The sequence below is a fragment of the uncultured Gemmiger sp. genome (genome assembly GCF_934561205.1).
Taxonomy (GTDB): domain Bacteria; phylum Bacillota; class Clostridia; order Oscillospirales; family Ruminococcaceae; genus Gemmiger.
The window spans coordinates 72,873-96,641 of sequence record NZ_CAKTFU010000007.1 but is presented as its reverse complement, the minus strand read 5'-3'; the positions used below and the strand labels follow the sequence as shown (position 1 = coordinate 96,641).

17 protein-coding genes are annotated in these 23,769 nt (G+C 46.7%); 13 read left to right on the top strand and 4 right to left on the bottom strand.

Annotation, left to right across the window (positions count from 1 at the left end; all coding sequences use genetic code 11):
- Window positions 1-10 precede the first annotated feature (10 nt).
- Complete coding sequence (locus tag Q0I19_RS06400) at window positions 11-1,375, bottom strand: GHKL domain-containing protein (protein ID WP_294758341.1); 1,365 nt, start codon at window positions 1,373-1,375, stop codon at window positions 11-13.
- Window positions 1,375-2,085: a LytTR family DNA-binding domain-containing protein gene (locus tag Q0I19_RS06395; protein WP_294758340.1), complete on the bottom strand. Its 711-nt coding sequence runs from the start codon at window positions 2,083-2,085 to the stop codon at window positions 1,375-1,377. Before Q0I19_RS06395 ends, Q0I19_RS06400 begins: the two co-directional genes overlap by 1 nt.
- Window positions 2,086-2,650: 565 nt before the next feature.
- Between Q0I19_RS06395 and cps2T the strand changes: the two genes are divergently transcribed.
- The 13 genes from cps2T (at window position 2,651) to Q0I19_RS06330 (ending at window position 17,290) form a co-directional block, all read left to right on the top strand.
- Entirely contained in the window at window positions 2,651-3,883 is a 1,233-nt protein-coding gene (gene cps2T / locus Q0I19_RS06390; RefSeq protein WP_294758339.1) for a beta 1-4 rhamnosyltransferase Cps2T, read from the top strand.
- A gap of 13 nt (window positions 3,884-3,896) precedes the next feature.
- Window positions 3,897-4,844 (top strand): capsular polysaccharide synthesis protein, encoded by a 948-nt coding sequence (locus Q0I19_RS06385; protein ID WP_294758338.1) that lies wholly within the window; start codon window positions 3,897-3,899, stop codon window positions 4,842-4,844.
- Complete coding sequence (locus Q0I19_RS06380) at window positions 4,841-5,902, top strand: glycosyltransferase (RefSeq protein ID WP_294758337.1); 1,062 nt, start codon at window positions 4,841-4,843, stop codon at window positions 5,900-5,902. Before Q0I19_RS06385 ends, Q0I19_RS06380 begins: the two co-directional genes overlap by 4 nt.
- A gap of 8 nt (window positions 5,903-5,910) precedes the next feature.
- Window positions 5,911-7,248 carry an O-antigen ligase family protein gene (locus Q0I19_RS06375; RefSeq protein ID WP_294758336.1) on the top strand — a complete coding sequence of 446 codons (1,338 nt, stop codon included), beginning with the start codon at window positions 5,911-5,913 and terminating at the stop codon, window positions 7,246-7,248.
- Window positions 7,245-8,663: an oligosaccharide flippase family protein gene (locus tag Q0I19_RS06370; RefSeq protein ID WP_294758335.1), complete on the top strand. Its 1,419-nt coding sequence runs from the start codon at window positions 7,245-7,247 to the stop codon at window positions 8,661-8,663. The genes Q0I19_RS06375 and Q0I19_RS06370 overlap by 4 nt, the downstream gene beginning before the upstream one ends.
- Before the next feature lie 7 nt (window positions 8,664-8,670).
- On the top strand, window positions 8,671-9,372 hold the full coding sequence (locus tag Q0I19_RS06365) for a LicD family protein (RefSeq protein ID WP_294758334.1): 702 nt from the start codon (window positions 8,671-8,673) through the stop codon (window positions 9,370-9,372).
- A 36-nt stretch (window positions 9,373-9,408) separates the two neighbouring features.
- Complete coding sequence (locus Q0I19_RS06360; protein ID WP_294758333.1) at window positions 9,409-10,128, top strand: IspD/TarI family cytidylyltransferase; 720 nt, start codon at window positions 9,409-9,411, stop codon at window positions 10,126-10,128.
- 9 nt (window positions 10,129-10,137) lie between these two features.
- Window positions 10,138-11,166, top strand: a complete 1,029-nt coding sequence (locus Q0I19_RS06355) for an NAD-dependent epimerase/dehydratase family protein (protein ID WP_294758332.1) — start codon at window positions 10,138-10,140, stop codon at window positions 11,164-11,166.
- A gap of 76 nt (window positions 11,167-11,242) precedes the next feature.
- Window positions 11,243-12,331 carry an acyltransferase gene (locus Q0I19_RS06350; protein ID WP_294758331.1) on the top strand — a complete coding sequence of 363 codons (1,089 nt, stop codon included), beginning with the start codon at window positions 11,243-11,245 and terminating at the stop codon, window positions 12,329-12,331.
- Entirely contained in the window at window positions 12,318-13,151 is an 834-nt protein-coding gene (locus Q0I19_RS06345) for a LicD family protein (RefSeq protein ID WP_294758330.1), read from the top strand. Before Q0I19_RS06350 ends, Q0I19_RS06345 begins: the two co-directional genes overlap by 14 nt.
- Before the next feature lie 89 nt (window positions 13,152-13,240).
- Entirely contained in the window at window positions 13,241-15,010 is a 1,770-nt protein-coding gene (locus tag Q0I19_RS06340; protein WP_294758329.1) for an NTP transferase domain-containing protein, read from the top strand.
- Entirely contained in the window at window positions 15,011-15,730 is a 720-nt protein-coding gene (locus Q0I19_RS06335) for an NTP transferase domain-containing protein (RefSeq protein WP_294758328.1), read from the top strand.
- A complete protein-coding gene (locus tag Q0I19_RS06330) occupies window positions 15,731-17,290 on the top strand; it encodes a BCCT family transporter (RefSeq protein WP_294758327.1) in 1,560 nt (519 codons plus the stop codon). It begins immediately after the preceding gene.
- 260 nt (window positions 17,291-17,550) lie between these two features.
- Here the strand turns inward: Q0I19_RS06330 and Q0I19_RS06325 are convergent, their stop codons facing one another.
- Both Q0I19_RS06325 and gltB read right to left on the bottom strand, forming a co-directional pair.
- Window positions 17,551-19,023, bottom strand: a complete 1,473-nt coding sequence (locus tag Q0I19_RS06325; RefSeq protein WP_294758326.1) for a glutamate synthase subunit beta — start codon at window positions 19,021-19,023, stop codon at window positions 17,551-17,553.
- Window positions 19,024-19,038: 15 nt separating this feature from the next.
- Complete coding sequence (gltB, locus tag Q0I19_RS06320; RefSeq protein WP_294758325.1) at window positions 19,039-23,589, bottom strand: glutamate synthase large subunit; 4,551 nt, start codon at window positions 23,587-23,589, stop codon at window positions 19,039-19,041.
- Between the last annotated feature and the right edge of the window lie 180 nt (window positions 23,590-23,769).

Here is a 23,769-nt window from a genome sequence, read left to right as displayed (position 1 = left end):
GCGTGAAATGTCATATACGAGCGTGAAATGCAAAGAACGTATCGCTTTCTCCTGCGTTGCAGGGAAGTTCCGCAGCAAAGATAAACCAACCGTCCCTATATTCAAACGTGTAGGGACATTGATTCTGTTCTAATATGCTGCCTATATTTTGCAGCCCGTATCCATGCAGCAGCGGATTTTCCTTGCTTGTGGGAATTTGCCCGTTTGTGATCTGTACCGGCATTGCAGTGTTCCTGACGCAAAGAATCGCTTTGCAGGAGGAAACAGGCAGCAGCTTAAAGACAATACTTTTATCGTTTTCAGCTTGCCGGGCAGCCTCAATAGCATTGTCCAAAAGGTTGGCCAATACCGTCACAAAATCCTTTTGTGGCACAGAAAGCCCCGGAATGTCCGCAATCTGAAAACGAATACAAACCCCCGCAGCTTTTGCCTGCGCGTACTTTTGGTTCAGTACGGCATCCAGCACTGCTGTGCCGGTATAAACCACCGGTGCAGCAGATGGTGCTTGGGTAAGTTCGTTTAGATAATGCTGTGCCTCTGCCGCTTTTCCGTCATGCAAAAGCTCCTGCAATACAGCAAGATGATTTGTGTAATCGTGTGTAGCCTTTCGTTGTGCTTCGTATGCAGCTGAAAGCTGTGCCGTACTTTCTAAACGCAGTTCAGTTTCCTTTTGCAAGGCCAGAATTTCAGCTTGCTTTTGTTTTTCGGTTTGGATACATATGGTTTGCCAAAGTAAAAGCATCTGAACAAAAACCAGGCTGCTGCCTATCCAGCCAACAAAGGCATTCGAGAGAGGATTTTCTGCATCGGCACGCAAAAAGAAACGGTAAAATGCAAAAACAAGAGTCGGCACAGACAACATACTAAACCAATAAATCCATGGAAGGTTGGCTGTCTTATTGCCGCTTCCTTTGTGCAATTTGGCCATCATATAAGTAGAAACTATCTCTATGCTTCTGGCCGACAAGCCCGTGAACACATATCCGATCGTTTCCGTTCTCAGCGCTGCAAGTGAGTCTCCGCTTACGGCACAAAAAGCAAGCTGGGTTGCATAATCCATCATGCACAGAAAAGCATAGCTTGCCGCATCGTAAAATACGGCTTGCCAAATGGTACAGGAATATCCCCCGAAAATCAGCGGCAGTGCCGTTACAAGAGGAATTAAGATGTTTCCCATTGTACCCATATGGGCGTTCAGCAGGTTGAGCAAAACTGCATTTCCAAGGGTGGTCAAACCAAACAGCAGATAAAATGATTTTCCGGAGACCCTCCTTGCCAGAAAGATATCACAAAAGGATACAATAACGGTCGTGGATAGAATTTGAAATGCGCTGTCAATCAACAAATTTTCTAATTGCAAAAGTGCAGCTGCCATTATTCCATTGCCTCCCACAGAAGATAGGATTGTAAGATTTTCGCAAAGTTTATTCTGCTGCATGGCAAAAGATTTCCATCGGTCAGCAACGCCCCCGTGGTTTCCAACTGCACGATGTGACGCATATTTGCCAAGTAGCTTTTATGAACGCGTAAAAAACCTGCACTGCTCAGCTGCGTTTCCAGCTCCAAAATTTTGCCGCTGAAGGGCCATGTTTCTCTATCTTGATTGCGTGTATGCGCGATAATGGTATGATTCTGTACTTCAAAGAACAAAATATCCTCATACGGGACTTTCCGTCCCCCGGCATCCGTAGGGATCAAAAAACTGCCCCGCGACAAGAAATGCTGCATGACATCGTCCATGCACGGAGAGAATGTTTGCTCTAAATCCTGTTTCAATAGATATTGAAACGCATGGACGGAGTAACCCTCAATTGCATATTGAATCAAGGCCGAAATATAAATGATAACTGCTTTCCGGTTCTTTTTGCGCAGTTCCCGTCCTAAGTGGATGCCATCTAAGTCGGGCATATCTACATCCAAAAAGAGAATGTCGTACCCTTTTTCGGCATTTTGCAGCAGTCCGGTCGCATCCGTATAGGTGTCTGCTTGAAATCTGATTTTTCGACCGACGAAGTAATCTTCAACATACCGACGGACTTTTTCTGCACAAATGGGTTCGTCATCACATATAGCAACTTTCAGCATAGATACTCCTTCTTTGCCTTTGGATCGCCTACTCTCTGTAAAGTAAGCATTGTATGTATTGTGTCAAACAGATTCAGCATACCTAAGGAAACACCGCACAATTCTGCGCGACGATGCAGGATCCTGCGCTGAAAATAACAAACAGTATAACATTTTAGCCTCATTGTATCACATTTTTTGGCAAAATTCTACAAAATTGCGTGTATGTAGAAAATTTACATCTATACAAAATTCTCTGTGCGGACAACCTTGCACAGGAAAGATAAGACACGGTATCGGTACTCGGAATCATGCGGTATGGTTCAAGGGATACAGACATTCGAATCAGGGTTGTTCACAATATATACCATTGAAAAATTACGCTATGTGTGATACAATTAAACTACTAATACTGTGCCATTGAACGCATAAGGTGTTAGCTGTGTAAAAATAAAAAGCGGCCGCAGAAAAGGCGACGCAAACCGACCCCCGCAGACGCAGCATGTCCGCGTGCGGGCCAACCGAAAGATGCCAGGTACGAAATGGGTGCGGATGGCAGGAATTGTATTTGAGGATGGAATAGCGGATGGAAAAGAAGAAAGTACAGCATGTATATCTGGTCGGCGCAAAAAGCCTCGGAGCATATGGCGGTTATGAAACGTTCGTTTATAAGCTCACAGAGTACCATCAGAATATAGAGAACATTAAATATCATGTTGCCTGCAAAGCCAATGGCGACGGCTGCATGGATGAGAGCAAATTTGATGGCGTGACAAAAATCAACGACCACGAATTTGAACTTCATAATGCCCACTGCTTCAAAATTGATGTCCCCCAGATTGGACCTGCACAGGCAATTTATTACGATGTTGCAGCCCTGAAGGCTTGCTGCGAACATATCAAAGCAAACCATATTTCGCACCCGATCGTTTACATTATGGCTTGTCGCATCGGGCCTTTTGCCGGCCACTTTTACAGAGAAATCCATAAACTGGGCGGCACGGTGTATCTGAACCCGGATGGACATGAATGGATGCGGGCTAAGTGGTCGGCGCCGATTCGGAAGTACTGGAAGATTTCCGAGCAGATGATGGTCAAATATTGTGACCTTGCTATCTGCGACTCTGTGAATATCGAAAAGTACATCCATGAGTGCTATGACGGCAAAGGCATCAAGGGCAGAAATCCGAAAACGACTTTTATTGCTTACGGTGCGGATTTAACTCTTAGCAAGCTGGCTGACGATGATGAAAAGCTGGTGAACTGGTATAAGGAAAAAGGGCTGACAAAAAAAGGCTATTACCTTGTTGTCGGGCGCTTTGTGCCGGAGAACTCTTTTGAAGTTATGATTCGGGAGTTTATGAAGAGTAAAAGCCGGAAGGACTTTGCCATCATTACAAATGTAAACGATAAATTCCTGAATGAGTTGGAGAAAAAACTGCATTTCAAGAGCGATAAGAGAATCAAGTTCGTTGGTACTGTGTATGATCAGGAACTGCTGAAGAAAATTCGAGAGAACGCCTATGCTTATTTCCACGGTCACACGGTCGGCGGCACAAATCCCTCGCTGATCGAGGCTCTTGGCAGTACCGATTTAAACCTGCTGGTTGATGTGGGGTTCAACAAAGAAGTGGCAGAGGACTGCGCCTTGTATTGGAGCCGCAACCCGGGCAGCCTTGCAAAACTGATTGATAAGGCAGACCAAATGAGTGAGGACGAAATTGCCGAGATGGGCCGGAGAGCCAAGAAACGTGTGGCGGAAGAGTACACATGGAATAAAATTTGCAAGCAGTATGAAGATGTGTTTATAAATTGCTGAGTGGAGTTATGAGATGGGATTAAAAGAGATATTAAAAAAACAAGGCGGAATGAATCTTCTTCGGCAATATTGGAATGGCGGCGCATTTTTTACGGCAGTTGGGGAATTCTTGCTTTTGGGAAAGAGCAGAACTTCATTGGAAATATTACGCAACGCGGCTTCCCTGAAAATCAGACAAAATCTCGAAAAAGGGTATTCCGATAAAATTGCGGAAATTGAAAAGAAATATAAAGAAGAAACATGTCCCAAAGAACCGAGGAAGGTATGGATTTGCTGGTTCCAAGGGATGGACAGCGCACCGGAGATCGTGAAGAGATGCTATGCATCTGTGCGAGAAAATATAACGGACAGGGAAATTGTTCTGTTGACGGAAGAAAATTATCGGGAATATGTTGCCTTTCCTCAGGAGATACAAAATAAAATTGACTGTGGAATAATCAAAGGCGCCCATATGAGCGACTTGTTGCGCCTGGAACTGTTACAGAAATATGGTGGAACATGGATCGATGCGACGGTGTTTTGTGCTTCAAAGAGCATACCGGCCTATATGCTTGATAGTGATCTCTTCCTGTTTCAATGCTTAAAACCGGGCAGGGATGGCCAACCAAGTATAATTTCCAACTGGTTTATGACAGCAAAGCCAAATCAGAAGTTTATTTTTATGATGCGTGAGCTTTTGTACGATTATTGGGAAAATAATGATGAAGTGGTGGATTACTTTATATTCCATGATTTCTTCCAAATGCTCATAGATCGGTATCCGGCAGAGTGGAATAAAGTAGTGCCATTCAGTAATTCAGTGCCGCATATTTTACTTTTAAGATTGTTTGATGAATATAACGATGACATATGGAATGCGGTAGTGCAGATGACCCCGTTCCATAAATTGACATATAAATTTGACGATTCTGAAACACTGAAAACAAATACTTACTATCAAAGGATTATGGAAAAGTTATGACAGAGATTGAAAAGCCGTTAATATCGGTTGTCGTTCCAGTGTACAATGTCGAAAATTACATGAGAAAGTGTATTGATTCATTGTTAAATCAGACGTTATCCGATATCGAAATTATTTTGGTAGATGATGGCGCAACAGATACATCTCCGAAAATTTGTGATGAGTATGCAAAAGAACACTCCTGTATTAGAGTTATCCATAAGCAAAACGGCGGTTTGGGCAGTGCAAGAAATGCAGGAATGAAAGCAGCACGGGGTAAGTATATTGGATTCGTTGATTCTGATGACTATGTATCAGTAAAAATGTATGAAACGCTATGGAATTTGGCGGAAACTAACGAAGCAGATTGTGCATACTGCGAATTTACGAGATTCTGGAATGATACGGTTGATATTATACCGCAGCCTCAAAAGGCGATAAAGGTCTATTCCGGCAAGGAAATTCTGGATTCATATCTACTGGATAGAGTTGGCTGCCGGCCATCAGAAAAAGAAGATTGCACATATGGTGCCAGTGTATGGCTTGGGATATTCAGAAATGACGTGATTCAAAGAAGTAAGGTCGAGTTTGTATCTGAGCGTGAATTTATAGCGGAAGATATGATCTTTGACATTGACTTCATTCCCTATTGTAAAAAAATTGTTCATACAAATGAAGCACTGTATTTTTATAGATTCAACCCGAACTCGCTGACTACACGGTACGTTCCGGATAGGTTTGAAAGAAACGTGGCGTTGTGCAAAGAAATGGGATCAAGACTTGGCAGAACTTATAATTCGGATGCGTATAAGATGAGCCTGGATAGATATTTTTTGAAGATAACAAGAATTGCTTTAATTGAAGAAATGGTTCATATAAAGGATCACGGCTGGAGAACGGTAAGAGCCAATATGAGTCGGATTGCGAACAATAGCGAGCTGCGGCAGATATTAAGAAACTATCCGATAGGTGATTTGCCTAAGGCGCAGAGGGTGTTTTTTGGGGCACTAAAACGCAGACTATATTTGCTTGTAGCGATTCTTATTAAAGGAAATATGGCGTTAAAAAGAAACAGGTAGGAAACAGAATGGAGAAAATTAAAGTCAAGAAGAAAAATCTCCTTGCATATATCATAATGACGCTGTCATTTATGGGCAGCTGTTCCGTATTTCAAGGAACGGCCGGAACCTTGCAATGGGCCATGTTTTATTATGGAGGACCCGTAGTGCTGCTGGTTCTGTCCATGTACTGTGTGCTGAAAAATAGAAGCGTAAGAATTACAAAACAGCGCAGATTTTTCCTGGGACTATTTTGCCTGCCGCGCATAATTATGTTGGGATACTCTTGTATTGTGTGGTGTATTACAAAGCCGGCATTTCCTTATATTTCAAGGGGCATATCCAATACACTGTTCCAGTGTGTTGCTTATTTTTGCGGCGTTTGCATTGTCTGCAGCGAAAAGGACGATATTCTGAAGGTATCTATGGCGTCATCGGTAACGGTGTTTGTGCTGACCTATTTGATGGGCTTTGTACAGAATGGAGTAGTGTTTTTTCGGGCACTTAATCCATTGGATGAGGCCGCAGATAACTTCAGAAAATACACGGAATTGCATGAACTGGCTTATATAGTGGGTATGTGTATACTGATGAACCTGATTGTCGGGAAATACACAAGCCTGAAAAAGACAAATGCACTGTTTTGGGCATCCTGCGTGGTTTTCGTTATAGCGTGGAAACGAATCGGAATCCTGGCGGTGGCTATGACCTATCTGTATTTTGTTGTGTTTTCCCGAAGCAAAAGAAAGGATAAGTCCTTTTTTGTAAGGGTGACGGGAATCATTGGAACCATCGTATGCCTTGTATATGTTTCATTGATTGTGTCAGGTGCATTTGTGGCGAGCCTCAAATCATTGGGCATTGATATGATGGGACGAGACATCATTTATGGGTATTTCAGAAAGTTTGCCAATTTCTCTCCGGCTTTTTTTGGAAAAGGCGTAGGCTTTGTGGGACGGCAGTTTGATTATACAACGCGGGAAGATTTGTACAACATGGTCTCCATAAGGGCCTTGCACAATGATTTCCTTAAGATGTATATCGATTTGGGTTTTGTAGGCTTTTGTCTGTGGGTGTTCTGGTGGTTGCTCAAAATGCCCAAAATTCTTCAAAAAAGATACGGGATCAAAAAAACATTTGTCTGTCTGCTGTTTGTGCTGTATGCCTTTGTGCTGTATACAACAGACAATGCTGAGGGTTATACCTATTTTCAAATGCAGTTGTCTGCATTTATAACGTATATTTGTTGTTTTTATGACGAACAAAAAACCAGAAATAAAATACTGGAATTTACAAAAAAGCCTGAAGTGGTTTCTCACAACGATGCAATAATGCCATGCCGAATCAATCCAGAGGAAAATGAATGAGCAGAGAAAAAAACTTGGTAAAAAACACGGCGATTTTAGCAATCGGGCAGCTGAGTTCAAAGGTTTTTACCTTTCTATTGCTTCCGGTATATACATCTCTTCTTGCGCCTGATGACTTTGGCACAATTGATGTGCTGCAAACAGTAATCAGCCTGGCGCTGTATTTTGTTACACTGCAAATCGAAAATGCAGTCTTTCGTTTTGTAATCGAGAACCGAACAAACCAAGAAGACCAAATTGGATATATAGCCAGTGCGGGGGCTGTCTTGCTCGTCATGGCAGGTATTTCCACCATTATATTCGGGGTAATACAGGCCATTTACGAAATCCCATATTTTGCGCTGGTTATGTTGGCACTTTGGACACAATCAGCATATTTGTTTGTCGCTAATCTGGCAAGAGGATTAGGACGAAATGCCGACTATTCGATTGCAAGCTTTATAGTTACTGTGTCTTCGTTGGCGGTCAACATTGTGCTGATTGTTGGCTTGAAAGTTGGAGCAGCGTCTATATTGATCGCTCTGGTGGTCTCCAATTTTATTGGGTTTTCCTATTTCCTTTGTAGACTGCGTATTTGGAAGTTGGTCAAGCTCAGCGCAGTCAGCAGCAATAAAATACAGGAAATGCTGAGATATTCACTGCCGCTGATACCCAATGCGATATCCTGGTGGATTGCCAATATGTCAGATCGGCTGATTATTATCTGCTTCCTTGGCACGGCGCTTAATGGTATTTATGCTGCAGCCAACAAGATACCGACTATTTACACGACAATTTTCACGGTATTCAATACAGCATGGACAGAGTCCGTGTCGCTGGCTATAAACGATTCTGACCGTGACGAATACATTAACTCTATGTTGAATAACGGTTTCAAGCTGTTTTCCTTTATTAATATGGGAATCATTGTATGTGTGAGTCTATCTTTCCAATGGCTTATCGGAAAACAATATGAGGAGGCGTATAATCATATATTTATTTTGCTGGTGGCAATCTTTATAAATTCTATGTGTTCGCTGTTGGGCGGTGTGCTGGGTGGACTCAAGGATACCAAGGTAATCGGTTGGACAACCGTTGTGGGAGCTATTGTAAACGCGTTAATAAATTTCGCGCTTATCCAAAGCATAGGATTGTATGCAGCCTCGATTTCGACGTTGGCATCGTATTTGATTATTTATGTCTTTAGAATGAATGCGGTAAAGAAAGTGGTCTCGATGAGAATATCGACAAGGTATTTGGGACAGTGTGCAGCAATGCTGCTGTTGGTTGGTGTGGGATATTTCCGCAGGAACATACTTGTCAATGTTGTTATATTGGCGGTGCTGGTGGTTTGGGGTGTGTATCAAAACAGGACGATTCTGGTTCCTTTGCTGAATTCATTAAAAACGAAAGCGATCCGTAATGTTAAGGAGTAAAATTATTATGAGTGTAAAAAGTGTGTGGCACAAAATTAAAGCGGTTCCATTCATCGGAGAGACGTATGAAAAATACATTGGCTCCAAAAAGGTGGCACGTATTGAAAAGAAATGCCGCGAGGAGTTGGCCAAAGATGGGGAAAAATATATGGGACTCGTCGAGGATGCATTAAAAGATAGTGGAGCAATCTACTATGCATATGCAGGAACCTTGCTTGGGTTGATCCGAGATGGAAAATTTATCAACTGGGACTTTGATATTGATTATGCAATTGTGATTACACAAGATTTTACATGGAATAACCTTGAGAATTTAATGAAGAAAGCTGGCTTTAAAAAGACACGAGAATTTGTTTTTGATGGCGCAGTTAAGGAACAGTCATACGCAGTTGGAAAATTGAATATTGATTTCTTTGGACAGTTTTATGAAGATACTCACATGATACAGTATTCTTTTGAGTACATTTCAGATTGTAAATATAACGATGAAAATGAGAGAAGCGTGTATTTGGTAACGCTGCCAAAAGTTGTAGAAACGAAAAAAATACGGATGGGAAATGTGTCTGTATCTGTTCCAGTCAATAGCGAAGAGATTCTGGCGGCAATTTATAATGAAGATTGGCGTGTGCCTAATCCAAATTGGAAATCGAATAGTGGAAAATGTAGTGTTCTGTTAAAAAACAAAGTCGCTCATCAGGTGGTGCTTTGAATAATATGGAAATAGGAAAAAGGGGAGAAAACGATTATGAACATTGCGGTTTTAACGGCTGGTGGGATTGGTAGCAGAACACATCAGGACCTTCCGAAGCAGTTCCTGACAGTTGAGAATAAGCCGATTATTATTTATACCTTGGAAGCGTTTCAACGACATCCGAGTATTGATGAAATATATGTTTCATGTTTGGAAGGATGGAGTACAGTACTTGAAGCATATGCAAAACAGTTTAATATCACAAAACTCAAAAAGATTGTTACTGGTGGCGCAACAGGACAGGAATCAATTTATAATGGATTAAAGGCAATTAAAGAAGATCATGAAGCAACAGCTGATATTGTTGTGATAATTCATGATGGCAATAGACCAATGTTGCCGCAAGATGTAATTACAGACAATCTTGTTAAACAGAAAATGTATGGTTCGGCTGTTACTGTGGTTCCAACGACAGAAGTGGTATTTGTTTCAAAAGATGGAGTAGAATCAAACGCAGCATTGAATAGAGATGAGCTGTGGAGAACACAAACTCCACATTCGTATATGTTTGACGAACTGTGGAAGGTTCACAATGTTGCAATTAAAGATGGGGTGACAAATATGGCCGCATCTTGTTCGTTGATGCAAAAGTATGGATACACAACTTATTTTTCAAAAGGGTCTGAAAAGAATATAAAAATTACCACCGTGGAGGATATTGAGATTTTTAAAGCATTGTTAAATGCTAAGAATGATGAATGGATAAAAAAGTAAGGATAGAATATGAGATTGCTAGATTCTTCTTTATATAACGCAGATTTAAAAAAGGCTATTAGCAGTATGGATTTGAGCCTTTTGGATGGAAAATCTTTTTTTATTACAGGTGGTCTTGGATTAATTGCGTCCACGGTTGTAGATGTGTTGCTTACCTACGAAAAAACAGGAATAATATATATCGGGGCAAGGAATAAAGAACAATTTGAAAAAAGATATGGAAATCTTGAAAGAGTACGTTTTGTTTCTTATGATGCTCTGAAACCGTTAAGGTTGGAGATTGTGCCGGATTATATTATTCATGGTGCAGGATTGGCAAGCCCAGAACTATATACATCAATGCCTGTAGAAACAATCTTATCTAATATTGATGGTATTCACGAATTGCTTCATTTTGCAAAGAATAATGCAGTTGAGAGAGTGCTTTATGTTTCTTCGAGTGAGGTCTATGGGGAAAAATCTACGGAAGGACCGTTTGTTGAAGATAAATATGGTGAAGTAAATATAGATAATATTAGATCATCGTATGCAGTTGCGAAAAGGGCATCAGAAATGATATGTAAGGCGTATGCTTCTGAATATGAAGTGGATACAGTGATTGTAAGGCCGGGTCATATATTTGGGCCATCCGCAAAAAAAGATGATAAGCGAATTTCATCTGATTTCGCTTTTAAGGCAGCAATGGGGCAAAAACTAGAAATGAAAAGTGTTGGTTTACAGAAGAGATCCTATTGCTATTCGATAGATTGCGCTGTTCAAATTTTGATTGTTTTGCTAAAAGGAAAAAGTGGGCAAGCATACAATATCGGACATGATGAGATTACTACAATAAGAGAAATGGCTGAAATTTGCGCAAAAGCTGGAAATGTTGAGCTAACGATGACACACCCAACAGAAGCGGAATTGAAAGCGTTTAATCCCATGAATAACTCTGCACTTGATAATACCAGGGTGAAAAATTTAGGATATAGTGATGTGTTCTCTACAAAAAATGGAATAATGCATACAGTTGATATATTGAAAGAAATAAATAGCTAAATACTGCAGATGTCCATGCAGTATGGAAGAAAAAGCATATAAGTCAAAAAAATGAGAGAATTCTTTGAGGTGTAGAATGAAGATGGATCAGAAAGGGGGCAGATATTTGGCCCAACCAAACCATTATAATTCCATCGACGGTTTGAGAGCATTATCATGCCTTGGCATTATTATGATGCATATACAGGCTAATACTGAGTATAGTTTGGCGGGAACGTTTATTTTTGATACATTTATTCCATCGTTAACGACATTAGTGTATTTGTTCCTGATGATTAGTGGCTTTGGAATGTGCGCAGGATATTTGGATAAATTCCAAAGTGGTAACATTGATTTAGATGCTTTTTACAGAAAAAGATATCAGAAAGTCTTACCTTTTTTCGGAACCTTGTTATTTATCGCGTTGCTGATAGAACACAATCTATCAACTGTATATGAAATTTCTGTTGAAGCTCTATTGCTCCATGGGCTTCTCCCCAATAATGCGGTATCCGTTATAGGCGTTTGTTGGACACTTGGCGTAATTTTCCTTTTTTATTTATTATTTCCTGCTTTTTCAGTACTGATGAAATCAAAAAAACGTGCATGGATGAGTTTGGCAGTTTCACTGTGGGTTGTATTTGTTTGCGACCGGTACTTTTTTTCTGATTATTTTGTTGCAGAATCTTTCTCGCCACGTCATAACTTTCTCTATTGTTTACCGTTGTTTATTGCAGGAGGTCTTGTATATTTATATCGCAATGAAATCACGAGAAGTTGTGAACAAATTGGCATAGTATCACTTCTGATTTGTGTAGTTGCATCGGGTTTATGGTATTTGAAACCTACTGGAATGAAAATGATTTCATATGTTGGGAGCCTTTTGATGTTTTCTCTGTGGCTCTCTTATGCAGTTGGGTCAAATAGTAAATTCTTATCATCAAAACCGATGAAATATCTATCAAGTATTTCAATGGAAATGTATCTTGCCCAGATGGTCATTTTTAGAGTGGTTGAAAAATTACATCTGCTGTATCTGTTTGGCAATACGGGTATTGGGGGATGGATGAGCTTTATTTTTGCATTTGCGTTAACTGTTTTAGGACTGATTGCTTTTATTGAGTGTTATAAAGTGGCAGCAAAGTTGTGGAAACAATGGAAAGGAGCAAAATGTGGAGAGGCGTGAATTAACCATAAAAGAAACGCAAGCAATATCGCTTGAAATATTACATACGGTTGCAGAAATATGTGAGCAACAGCATCTTCGATATGCACTTATATACGGAACGCTTATCGGAGCTGTCCGCCATCATGGGTATATCCCATGGGATGATGATGTGGATATTATGATGCCACGAACGGATTATGATAAATTACTGATTTATTTGAAAAGTCATATTCATGAATATCCCAATTTGAAAGTTTTTAATCGGGAGGAGTGTCCTGAGTACCCATATATGATTACGCGAATTAGCGATGATCGTTATGTGATTGAAATGGCTAATGAAAAATCATTTGGTATGGGCGTCTTTATTGATATTTATCCCTATGATGGTCTTGGAAAGACCAAAGATGAAGCAGTTAAGTACGGATTAAAAGGCGATAGGCTGTCATCACTTTGCTATCAGGCTACTCGTGAGCATTTCGCAATCGAAACTACAACCTCTCCGATTAGAAAAATAGCAAAATTGCCGGTGTATCTATATGCAAAGCTGCGAGGAAAAGAGTGCTTTCAGGACAAGTTAGAAAAACTGGCTAGAGTTAAGGAGTATGACAGCAGCGAATACGTTGGATGTGTTATTTGGTTGTCTTGGGGAGAAAAAGATATTTTTCCGAGAAAATGGTTTGATGAAACAATTATGATGCCATTCGACAAATATGAGTTCAGAGTGCCGAAGGAATATGATCAGGTCCTCCGACATGAATACGGGGATTATATGCAGCTTCCGCCGGAAAAAGACAGAGTTGGGCATCATTTCTATAAGGTATATAAGAAAGAAGAGTAACCTAAAATGCGGCTCTCGCTTAGCAAATATTTTTCAGAGAGTCGTATTTTATTAAACAAGCGTTCATAAAAACGAAGGGAGATAGGTACATGAACAAACAAGAAAGCGACATTCTGAACACGCTTCTGCTGGAGCCTTTTATCAATCAGCGAATTTTAGCAGAAGTGTCCGGCCACTCGCTAGGAGTGGTAAACCGCTCACTCAAGGAACTCATGAAAGCTGATTATCTGGATGATTCGGTTCGTCCTACGCTAAAAGCCATAACTGAGTTTAAGCAGAAAACCCCGCAGCGTGCTGTGATTCTGGCTGCAGGGTTTGGTATGCGTATGGTTCCCATCAATACGGAGATGCCAAAGGGTCTTCTGGAAGTCAACGGTGAGCCGTTGATTGAGCGTATCATCAAGCAGCTTCATGAAGTGGGAATCAAAGAAATCTACATAGTCGTAGGCTTCATGAAAGAAAAATACGAGTATTTGATGGATGAGTATGGTGTAGAACTTGTAGTTAATGCCGATTATGCCGCAAAGAACAATCTGCATTCCGTCAAACTTGTAAAAGAGCATTTGGAGAATGCGTACATTATTCCTTGTGATATTTGGTGTGACCGAAATCCCTTCCATCAACATGAGTTGTATTCGTGGTATATGGTCAGCGACCTTGTGGACAACGAAAGCAATGTCCGCGTTAATCGTAAAATGGAACTTGTGACTGTGCCGGAAAGCTCCGGCGGCAATGCAATGATTGGTATCTGCTACCTGGTGAAAGAGGATGCAGACACAGTGGCGGAACGTATTGATGAGCTTTGCAAAAATCAACGGTATGATGGAGCATTCTGGGAAGAAGCACTTTATAAAAAGGACCGAATGATCGTTGCGGCCCGTGTAGTCCATTCCGCTGATGTGGTAGAAATCAACACCTACGAGCAGCTCAGAGAAATCGACAGCGATTCCAACCAGCTGAAAACAGATGCAATTCAGGTGCTTTGTGAAGCATTAAAGGCACGGTCGGAAGCAATTACAAATATTACTGTTTTGAAAAAAGGCATGACAAATCGTTCTTTCCTGTTTACCTGCAAAGGAAAGAAATACATCATGCGTATTCCGGGCGAAGGAACGGATCAGCTCATCAATCGTCGGCAGGAGGCAGCAGTATATCAAGCTATTGACGGAAAGCACATCTGCGATGATATCGCATATATCAACCCGGAAAACGGCTATAAAATTACAGAATTTCTGGAAGGCGCGAGAGTCTGCGATCCTTTGAATTATGAAGATGTTAAAAAATGCATGAAGCGGCTGCATGCGTTCCATGACCTGAAATTGAAGGTAAACCACGAGTTTGATATTTTCGGACAGATGGAGTTCTATGAAACGCTATGGGAGGGGACACCTTCTGTTTATAAGGATTACGAAAAGACGAAGGCAAACGTTCTTTCACTGAAACCTTATATCGATGCACATGCCGGAGAAAAGGTCCTGACCCATATTGATGCGGTGCCGGATAACTTCCTGTTTGTTGAGAAAGATGGCAAGGAGGAAATTCGTCTGATCGACTGGGAGTATGCAGGAATGCAGGATCCTCATGTGGATGTGGCGATGTTCTGCATTTACTCACTTTACAATAAGCGTCAGGTAGACCGACTGATTGCTGCTTATTTTACAGAAGGCTGTGATGATGCGACCAGGATCAAGATTTATTGCTATATTGCAGCCTGTGGTTTGCTGTGGAGCAACTGGTGTGAATATAAGCGCAATCTTGGTGTGGAATTTGGCGAGTATTCACTTCGGCAGTATCGCTATGCAAAGGACTACTACCGAATTGTCCAAGATGAACTGAAAAAACAAGGGGAGGAAAAGTAAATGTCAAAAGTGGAAAGAGCCATCATTATGGCAGCAGGTTTAGGAAATCGGATGCATCCGGTGACACTGACAACACCAAAACCTTTGGTTAAAGTGAATGGAGTCCGAATGATTGATACGGTCATTGATGGTCTGCATAAAAACGGAATCCATGAGATTTATGTTGTTGTTGGCTACCTGAAGGAACAGTTTGAAGAACTGAAAACAGAATATCCGGGCATTCAACTGATTGAAAATCCTTACTATGCTACCTGCAATAACATTGCATCGCTTTATGTGGCAAGAGATCATATCGAAAATGCAATCATTCTTGATGGAGACCAGATCATTTACAATCCGGAAATTCTTGCACCTGAGTTTGAGCGTTCCGGATATAACAGTGTTTGGACAGATGGAGAAACTGACGAGTGGCTTCAGACCGTAGAGAATGGAATTGTGACATCCTGCAGCCGGACAGGTGGAAAAGGCGGTTGGCAGTTATACAGCATTTCCCGCTGGACGGCAGAGGATGGGAAAAAATTGAAACATCATCTGGAGATCGAGTTTGAAGAAAAGAAAAATCGGCAAATCTACTGGGATGATGTGGCGATGTTCTGTTACCCGGAGGAGTATCAATTGGGTATCCGTCCTATGAATAAGGACGATATTATAGAGGTGGATAATCTGAGCGAACTCATTGCTCTGGATGCCAGCTACAAAAAATATGTGGAGGGAAAGTAAATGAATACGAAAAAAGAACGTGGAAAAATCGACTGGATGATAACCCTGGTGCCTCTGGCAATCGTAATTGCGCTGTGCATTTTGTTTTTCTTTGCGCCGGAACAGTCCAACGCTGTATTGAGCCAGATCCGTTTTTTCTTTGGTGATACCTTTGGTACCTATTACTTAGTAATTGGATTGGGAATTTTTATTCTCTCTTTGTATATTGCCGGTTCTAAGTACGGTAACATTGTCCTCGGCGAGCAGAATGAAAAGCCGAAGTATTCCTTCTTCGCGTGGGGTTCCATGATGTTTACCTGTGGTCTTGCAGCAGATATTCTGTTCTACTCGTTCTCGGAATGGGTGCTGTATGCAACGGATCCACATCTTGCGGAAATGGGAAGCGTTCAGGATTGGGCAGGTGTATATCCGCTGTTCCATTGGAGCTTTATTCCGTGGGGGTTTTATCTGGTACTGGCTGTTGCCTTTGGCTTTATGCTCCATGTAAGAAAGAGAAATCGTCAGAAGTACTCAGAGGCCTGCCGTCCGATTCTCGGGAAGTATACAGACGGCTGGGCAGGCCGCATTATTGATCTGCTGGCTGTGTTTGCACTTCTTGCCGGTACTGCTACCACTTTTAGTGTGGCAACACCGCTTATGGCAACCATTATCAGTGAACTGTTCCATGTTGCCGTAAGTCGTACTGTAATCAACATTATTATTCTTCTGATTACCTGCGCTGTATATACATATTCCTTGCTGCATGGATTTAAGGGTATCAGCAAGTTGGCCAATATCTGCATTTATATGTTCTTTGGCCTGATTGCTTTTATTCTTCTGTTCGGTGGGGAAACACGGTATATTATCGAAACCGGTTTTTCTTCTCTTGGTCGGATGATGCAGAACTTTGTGGAGTTGTCTACTTTTACAGACCCGCTTCGCACATCGAATTTCCCGCAGAACTGGACGATTTACTATTGGGCTTACTGGATGGTCTGGTGTGTGGCTGCGCCGTTCTTTATCGGCAGCATTTCTCGCGGCAGGACTGTGCGCCAGACGATTCTGGGAGGGTATGTATTTGGTGTAGGCTCCACATTAACGAGCTTTGTTGTACTGGGCAACTACTCTATGGGAATGCAGGTCACCGGAAAAGCTGACTTTATTGCACAGTATATGGCAGATGGCGATCTGTATGGAATGATCGTTTCGATCATCAAAACAATGCCCTGCGCACCTGTGGTTATGGTTGTTGTTCTGCTGACGATGATTGCATTCTATGCAACATCCTTTGATTCCATTGCTCTTACAGCTTCCTGCTACAGCTATCATACCCTGAATGATGGAGAGCAGCCGAATAAGGGAATTCAGCTGATGTGGTGCATTCTGTTGATTCTGCTTCCGATCGCTTTGCTGTTTGCAGAAAGCTCCATGAACAATCTTCAGTCGGTGAGTATTGTGGCGGCATTCCCGATTGGTGCCGTAATCGTGATGATTGCAGTGAGTTTTATGAAGGATGCAAAAAAATATATGGAAAGTCTGGAAGATAAAGCGTCTGTGACCTCATGCGATGACCATGAATGAATCGGACAGGCAGTGAAAACGAAGCCGCAGCCCCCTGTATACGGACAAATCAGGCCGCCTTGTCGGAAGGCCATGCTGCAAAAAAGCTCTGTCGGCAAAACGCCGGCAGAGTTGAAGGTAATCGCATGGTCATTGGCGGGAACCGGACATCGCCGTCGGGGACATTACGCGAAAATGTTTGATCGGTGAGAAATTAAATCTACCTGCAAAATATTTCCAACAAATCGGGGCGGGCTGCTAAAGCAGCCCGCCCCGGTTTGTTATAGGTTCGTGTAGCCCATCAGTGCTTTATCCACCACAGCGGCGGTGTCGCGGCCCTCGCGCAAGGCCCACACCACAAGGCTTTGGCCGCGGCGCATATCGCCGCAGGCAAACACCTTCGGGTCGGAGGTGGCATATTTTACATCGGCCACCGTGCCGCGCGGTGTCAATTCCAGACCGAAGGCGTCGGCCACATACGGCTCGCAGCCGGTAAAGCCTGCTGCAATCAGCACCAGGTCGCAGTCCAGTGTGGTTTCCTCCCCCGTGGGTACCATCTGGCGGCGGCCGTCCACGACTTCGCTTTTCAGCTTGGCAACCAGCGCACCGCAGACCTGCCCGGATTCGTTCTTGTAAAACTCCTTCACGGTGGTCTGATACATGCGGGGGTCGGTGCCAAACAGGGCAATTGCCTCCTGCTGGCCGTAGTCGGTTTTCAGCACACGCGGCCACTCCGGCCAGTCGTTGCCGGGTGCGCGGACGGCAGGCGGGCAGGGCATCATTTCCAGCTGGGTAACGCTTGCGCAACCCTGGCGGATGGCCGTGCCCACGCAGTCGTTGCCGGTGTCGCCGCCGCCGATGACCAGCACCCGCTTGCCTGCGGCAGAAACCGCGCGTCCGTCGGCAAAGTCGGAATCCAGCAGGCTGCGGGTCACGCTTGTCAGGTAATCCACCGCAAAGAAGATGCCCTGCGCATCGCGCCCCGTGACGTTGACGTCGCGCGGCTGCTTGGCACCGCAGCAAAGCACGACCGCGTCGTAGCGGGATTTCAGCTCCTCGGCGCTGACATTGCTGCCCACATCGGCGTGAAAGACAAACTCAATGCCCTCGTCCTGCAGAATTTTTACCCGACGGTCAATGACCCATTTTTCCAGCTTCATGTTGGGGATGCCGTACATCAGCAGCCCGCCGGGGCGATCCTCTCGCTCGTAAATCGTAACCTTGTGGCCGCGCTTGTTCAGCAGGTCGGCCACCGAAAGCCCCGCAGGCCCTGCGCCGATGACCGCCACCGTCTTGCCGGTGCGCGCGGGGGGCGGTACAGCGTGGATAACACCGTTTTCGTAACCGTATTCCACGATGGCACGCTCATTTTCCTTCACCGTTACCGCGCTGCCTGTTACATGGCCGCAGGTGCAGGCCGCCTCGCACAAGGCGGGGCAGACCCGGCTGGTAAACTCAGGGTAGCGGTTTGCGGCAATCAGGCGGTGCACGGCCAGATCCCACTTGCCCTGATAAACCAGATCGTTCCACTCAGGGATAAGGCTGTTCAGCGGGCAGCCGCTGAACATGCCGCCCAACTGTACACCGCTTTGGCAGAAGGGGACGCCGCAATCCATGCAGCGCGCGCCCTGAGCCTGCTGCTCGTCGGTGTGCAGCGGAATATGAAACTCGTTAAAATTGCGGATGCGTTCCTCAGGCGGCAGCTCTGTGGCGGTCTGCCGCGTGATTTCAATAAATCCTGTCGGTTTTCCCATGGTAATCTGCCTCCCTTACTTTGCGTTTTTCATGGCGTAGAACGCCTCAATTTGCGCTTGCTCGCTGTCCTCGCCCTTTTCTTCCATCTGGGCGATGAGCCGCAGCATCTTGTCGTAGTCGTGGGGCAGGACCTTCTTGAACTTGGGCAGATATTCCCCGAAATTGTCAAGAATTTGCTTGCCGCGCGGCGAACCTGTCAGCTCGACATGTTCACGGATCAGGTCTTTTAACAGCGATACATCGTACTTATGCTCGACAGGCTCCAGGCTGACCATGTCTTTGTTGACGCGCTGGTAGAAATCCCAGTCCTCGTCCAGCACATAGGCGATGCCGCCGCTCATGCCGGCCGCAAAGTTTTTGCCCGTTTTGCCCAGCACGACCACCGTGCCGCCCGTCATGTACTCGCAGCCGTGGTCGCCCACGCCCTCGACAACCGCGATGCCGCCGGAATTGCGCACGCAGAACCGCTCGCCCGCCACACCGTTGATGAACGCCTTGCCGCCCGTGGCACCGTAGAGTGCCACGTTGCCGATGACGATGTTCTCGCAGCGGTCAAATGTAACGTTTTTCGGCGGGTAGACGATGATTTTGCCGCCCGACAGTCCCTTGCCGATGTAGTCGTTGGCATCGCCGATCAATTCCAGCGTCAGCCCTTTGGGCAGGAACGCGCCGAAGCTCTGACCGCCATAGCCGCGGCAAACCACATGGAAGGTGTCGTCGGGCAGGGTGTTGCCGAATTTGGCGGTGATCTCGCTGCCGAAGATGGTGCCGAACGCGCGGTCGGTGTTGCCGACATCCAGCGTGACGGTCATGGGTTTCGGCTCGTCGGACTCAAAGTCCTTCTTGAATTTCTTCGCAAGAACGCGCATGTCGGGGGTCTTTTCCAGATGGAAGTTATAGACGTCCTGCGGGTCAAAATGAATGTTGGAATTTTCGATCAGCGGGTTTTGCAGCAGGGCCGAGAGGTCCATCTCCGCGGCGCGGGAGCCGGCAGGCGCGGGCTTGACCTTCAGCAGGTCGGTGCGGCCGACCAGCTCATCCACGGTGCGCACACCCAGCTTGGCCATATAGGCGCGCAGATCCTCGGCCATGAAGCGCATAAAGTTCATGACATACTCAGGCTTGCCCGCAAACCGCTTGCGCAGTTCGGGGTTTTGGGTGCAGATGCCCATGGGGCAGGTGTCCAGGTTGCAAACGCGCATCATCACGCAGCCCATGGCAACCAGGGGGCCTGTGCCGAACCCGAATTCTTCGGCACCCAGCAGGGCGGCGATGGCCACATCGCGGCCGCTCATCAGCTTGCTGTCGGCCTCGATGCGCACACGGCTGCGCAGCCCGTTCAGAATCAGGCACTGGTGTGCCTCGGCAAGACCCAGCTCCCACGGCAAACCGGCGTTGTGGATGGAGTTGCGCGGCGCAGCGCCCGTGCCGCCGTCAAAGCCGGAAATCAGAATAACCTCTGCGCCCGCCTTGGCCACACCGGCGGCAATCGTGCCGACACCGGCCTCACTGACCAGCTTGACGTTGATGGCAGCCTTGCGGTTGGCGCACTTCAAATCGTAGATGAGCTGTGCCAGATCCTCGATGGAGTAGATATCGTGGTGCGGCGGGGGAGAGATAAGCCCCACACCCGTCGTGGAGTTGCGGGTCTTGGCGACCCACGGGTACACCTTGCCGCCGGGCAGCTGGCCGCCCTCGCCGGGCTTGGCACCCTGCGCCATCTTGATTTGGATCTCGCTGGCGGATACCAGATACTTGCTGGTCACGCCGAAACGGGCGGACGCCACCTGCTTGATGGCAGAGTTGCGCTCGGTGCCGAAGCGATCCTCGGCCTCGCCGCCCTCGCCGGTGTTGGACTTGCCGCCCAGCCGGTTCATGGCGATGGCCATGCACTCGTGCGCCTCCTCGGACAGCGCGCCGTAGCTCATGGCGGCGGTCTTGAACCGCTTTATGATGGAATCCACGCTCTCGACCTCGTCCAGCGGGACGTCGGTTTCGGGGTAGTTGAAGTCAAGCAGGCTGCGCAGATGCATGGCGTCGCCGCCCTCGTTGGCGGCGGCCGCTGTGTACTGCTTAAAGGTTTCAAAGCTGCCGGTACGGCAGGCCTGCTGCAGCAGGTGGATGGTCTGCGGGTTGTACAGGTGCTGCTCGGCAGCGGGGCCGCCGCGGTACTTGTGGGCACCCAGGCTGGGCAGCTCGCGGTTGATATCCAACCCCAGCGGGTCAAAGGCCTCCTGATGGCGGGCCTCCAAATCGTTCTGGATGTCCCGAATCGTAATGCCGCCCACGCGGGAAACGGTGTTCGTGAAATACTTGTCCACGACCTCCTTGCTGATGCCCAGCGCCTCAAAGATCTGGCTGCCCGCGTAGGATTGAATGGTGGAGATGCCCATCTTGGAGGCAATCTTCACGATGCCTGCCAGCACGGCGCGGTTGTAGTCCTGCACGGCGGCATAGTAGTCCTTGTCCAGCAGACCGTCGGAGATAAGCTCACCGATGGTTTCCTGCGCAAGATAGGGGTTGATGGCGGCAGCACCGTAGCCCAGCAGGGTGGCAAAATCGTGCACAAGGCGCGGCTCGCCGCTTTCCAGGATCAGAGCCATGGCGGTGCGCTTGCGGGTGCGCACCAGATATTTGCTGACAGCGCCCACAGCCAGCAGGCTGGGAATGGCGACGTGATACTCGTCAATGTCGCGGTCGGACAAAATCAAAATGTTGGCGCCGTCGCGGTAAGCGCGGTCTACATCGACAAACAGGCGGTCGATGGCGTTTTCCAGATCGGTGTTTTTGTAATAGCAGATGGACAGGGTCACAACCTTGAAACCGGGCACGTCCATGGCCTTGATTTTCAGCAGGTCGGTCTCGGTCAAAATGGGGTTGTCGATTTTCAGCACCTTGCAGTTGTCGGCGTCCTCCTGCAGCAGGTTGCCCTGCGCACCGACGTAGACGGTGGTGGAGGTGACGATCTTCTCCCGCAGGGCATCGATGGGCGGGTTGGTGACCTGCGCGAACATCTGCTTAAAGTATTCGCTCAGGGCGGGGCGGGTATGGCTCAACACCGCCAGCGGGGTGTCGCTGCCCATGGCCCCGGCGGGCTCGCTGCCGTTTTTCGCCATCGGCAGCAGAATGGTCGAGACGTCCTCATACCGATAGCCGAAGGCCTTCTGCAGCCGAACAAGCTGTTCCTTTGTGTAACCGGGGATTTTCTTGTTGGGCACCCGCAGAGAGGACAGCGACACAAGGTTGCGGTCGAGCCACTCGCCGTAGGGCTGGCGGCTTGCGTAGTCGGCCTTCAGCTTTTCGTCGTCGACAAGCTCGCCCTTGACGGTATCCACCAGCAGCATCTTGCCGGGGCGCAGGCGATCCTTGCGCAAAACGTCCTCGGCGGGCAGGTCGAGCACGCCGACCTCGCTGGAAAGGATCAGCCGCCCGTCCTTGGTGATATAATAGCGGCTGGGGCGCAGACCGTTGCGGTCCAGCACCGCGCCCATCACATCGCCGTCGCTGAACAGGATGCTGGCAGGGCCGTCCCACGGCTCCAGCATGGTGGCGTAATATTGGTAGAAATCGCGGCGCTTGGGGTCCATCGCCTTGTTGTTGTCCCACGGTTCGGGGATCGTCACCATGACCGCCAGCGGCAGATCCATGCCGTTCATGACCATGAATTCCAGCGTGTTGTCCAGCTGGGCAGAGTCAGAGCCACCCTGGTTGACGATGGGCAAAACCTTCGTCATGTCGTCCTTTAAGTAGTGGGAACCGATGGTTTCCTCGCGTGCAAGCATGGTGTCCACGTTGCCGCGGATGGTGTTGATCTCGCCGTTGTGCAAAATAAAGCGGTTGGGGTGGGCGCGGTTCCAGCTGGGGGACGTGTTGGTGGAAAAGCGGCTGTGCACCATGCCGATGGCGGATTCATAGTCGGTGTCCTGCAAATCGGGGTAGAACAGCCGCAGCTCCTTGACAAGGAACATGCCCTTGTACACGATGGTACGGCTGGACAGGCTGCAAACGTAGGTGTCCGGGCTGGACTGCTCAAACACACGGCGCACCACATACAGGCGGCGGTCAAAGGCAATGCCGGCGTCCAGACGCGGCGGCTTGCCCACAAAGCCCTGCCAGATGCTGGGCATACAGGCCACGGCCTTGTGCCCCAGCACGGCGGGGCAGGTGGGAACCTCGCGCCAACCCAGGAAGGGCAGCCCCTCCTTTTGGCAGACGATCTCAAACAGCTTTTTGGCTTGGTTGCGCTTCAACTCGTCCTGCGGGAAAAAGAACATACCAATGCCGTATTCGCGCTCTTTCCCCAGAGCGATGCCCAACTCCTGCGCGACCTTTTGAAAAAACTTGTCGCTGATTTGCACCAGAATCCCCACGCCGTCGCCGGTTTTGCCCTCGGCGTCCTTGCCTGCGCGGTGCTCCAGATGCTCAACGATCTGCAGCGCATCGTCCAGGGTTCGGTGGCTTTTGCGGCCCTTGATGTCCACCACAGCACCGATGCCGCAGTTGTCATGCTCAAATTGGGGGCTGTACAGCCCGGCGGGGGACTTGCGCTCGGTAAAGTTCTCCATGCCTTGTAATCTCTCCCTTCCTAATGCCGAAAACGCCGCAGCTACGCACAATACGCTGCGCTTTTCGGGGCGAACAAAAAAGACGCTCCCACAGGGCACACAAGCCCCTTGTGGGAACGTCTTTGTTCTTGCCTACATCATACCATAGATGGCGTTGCTTTACAATGCTAAAGTAAAAGA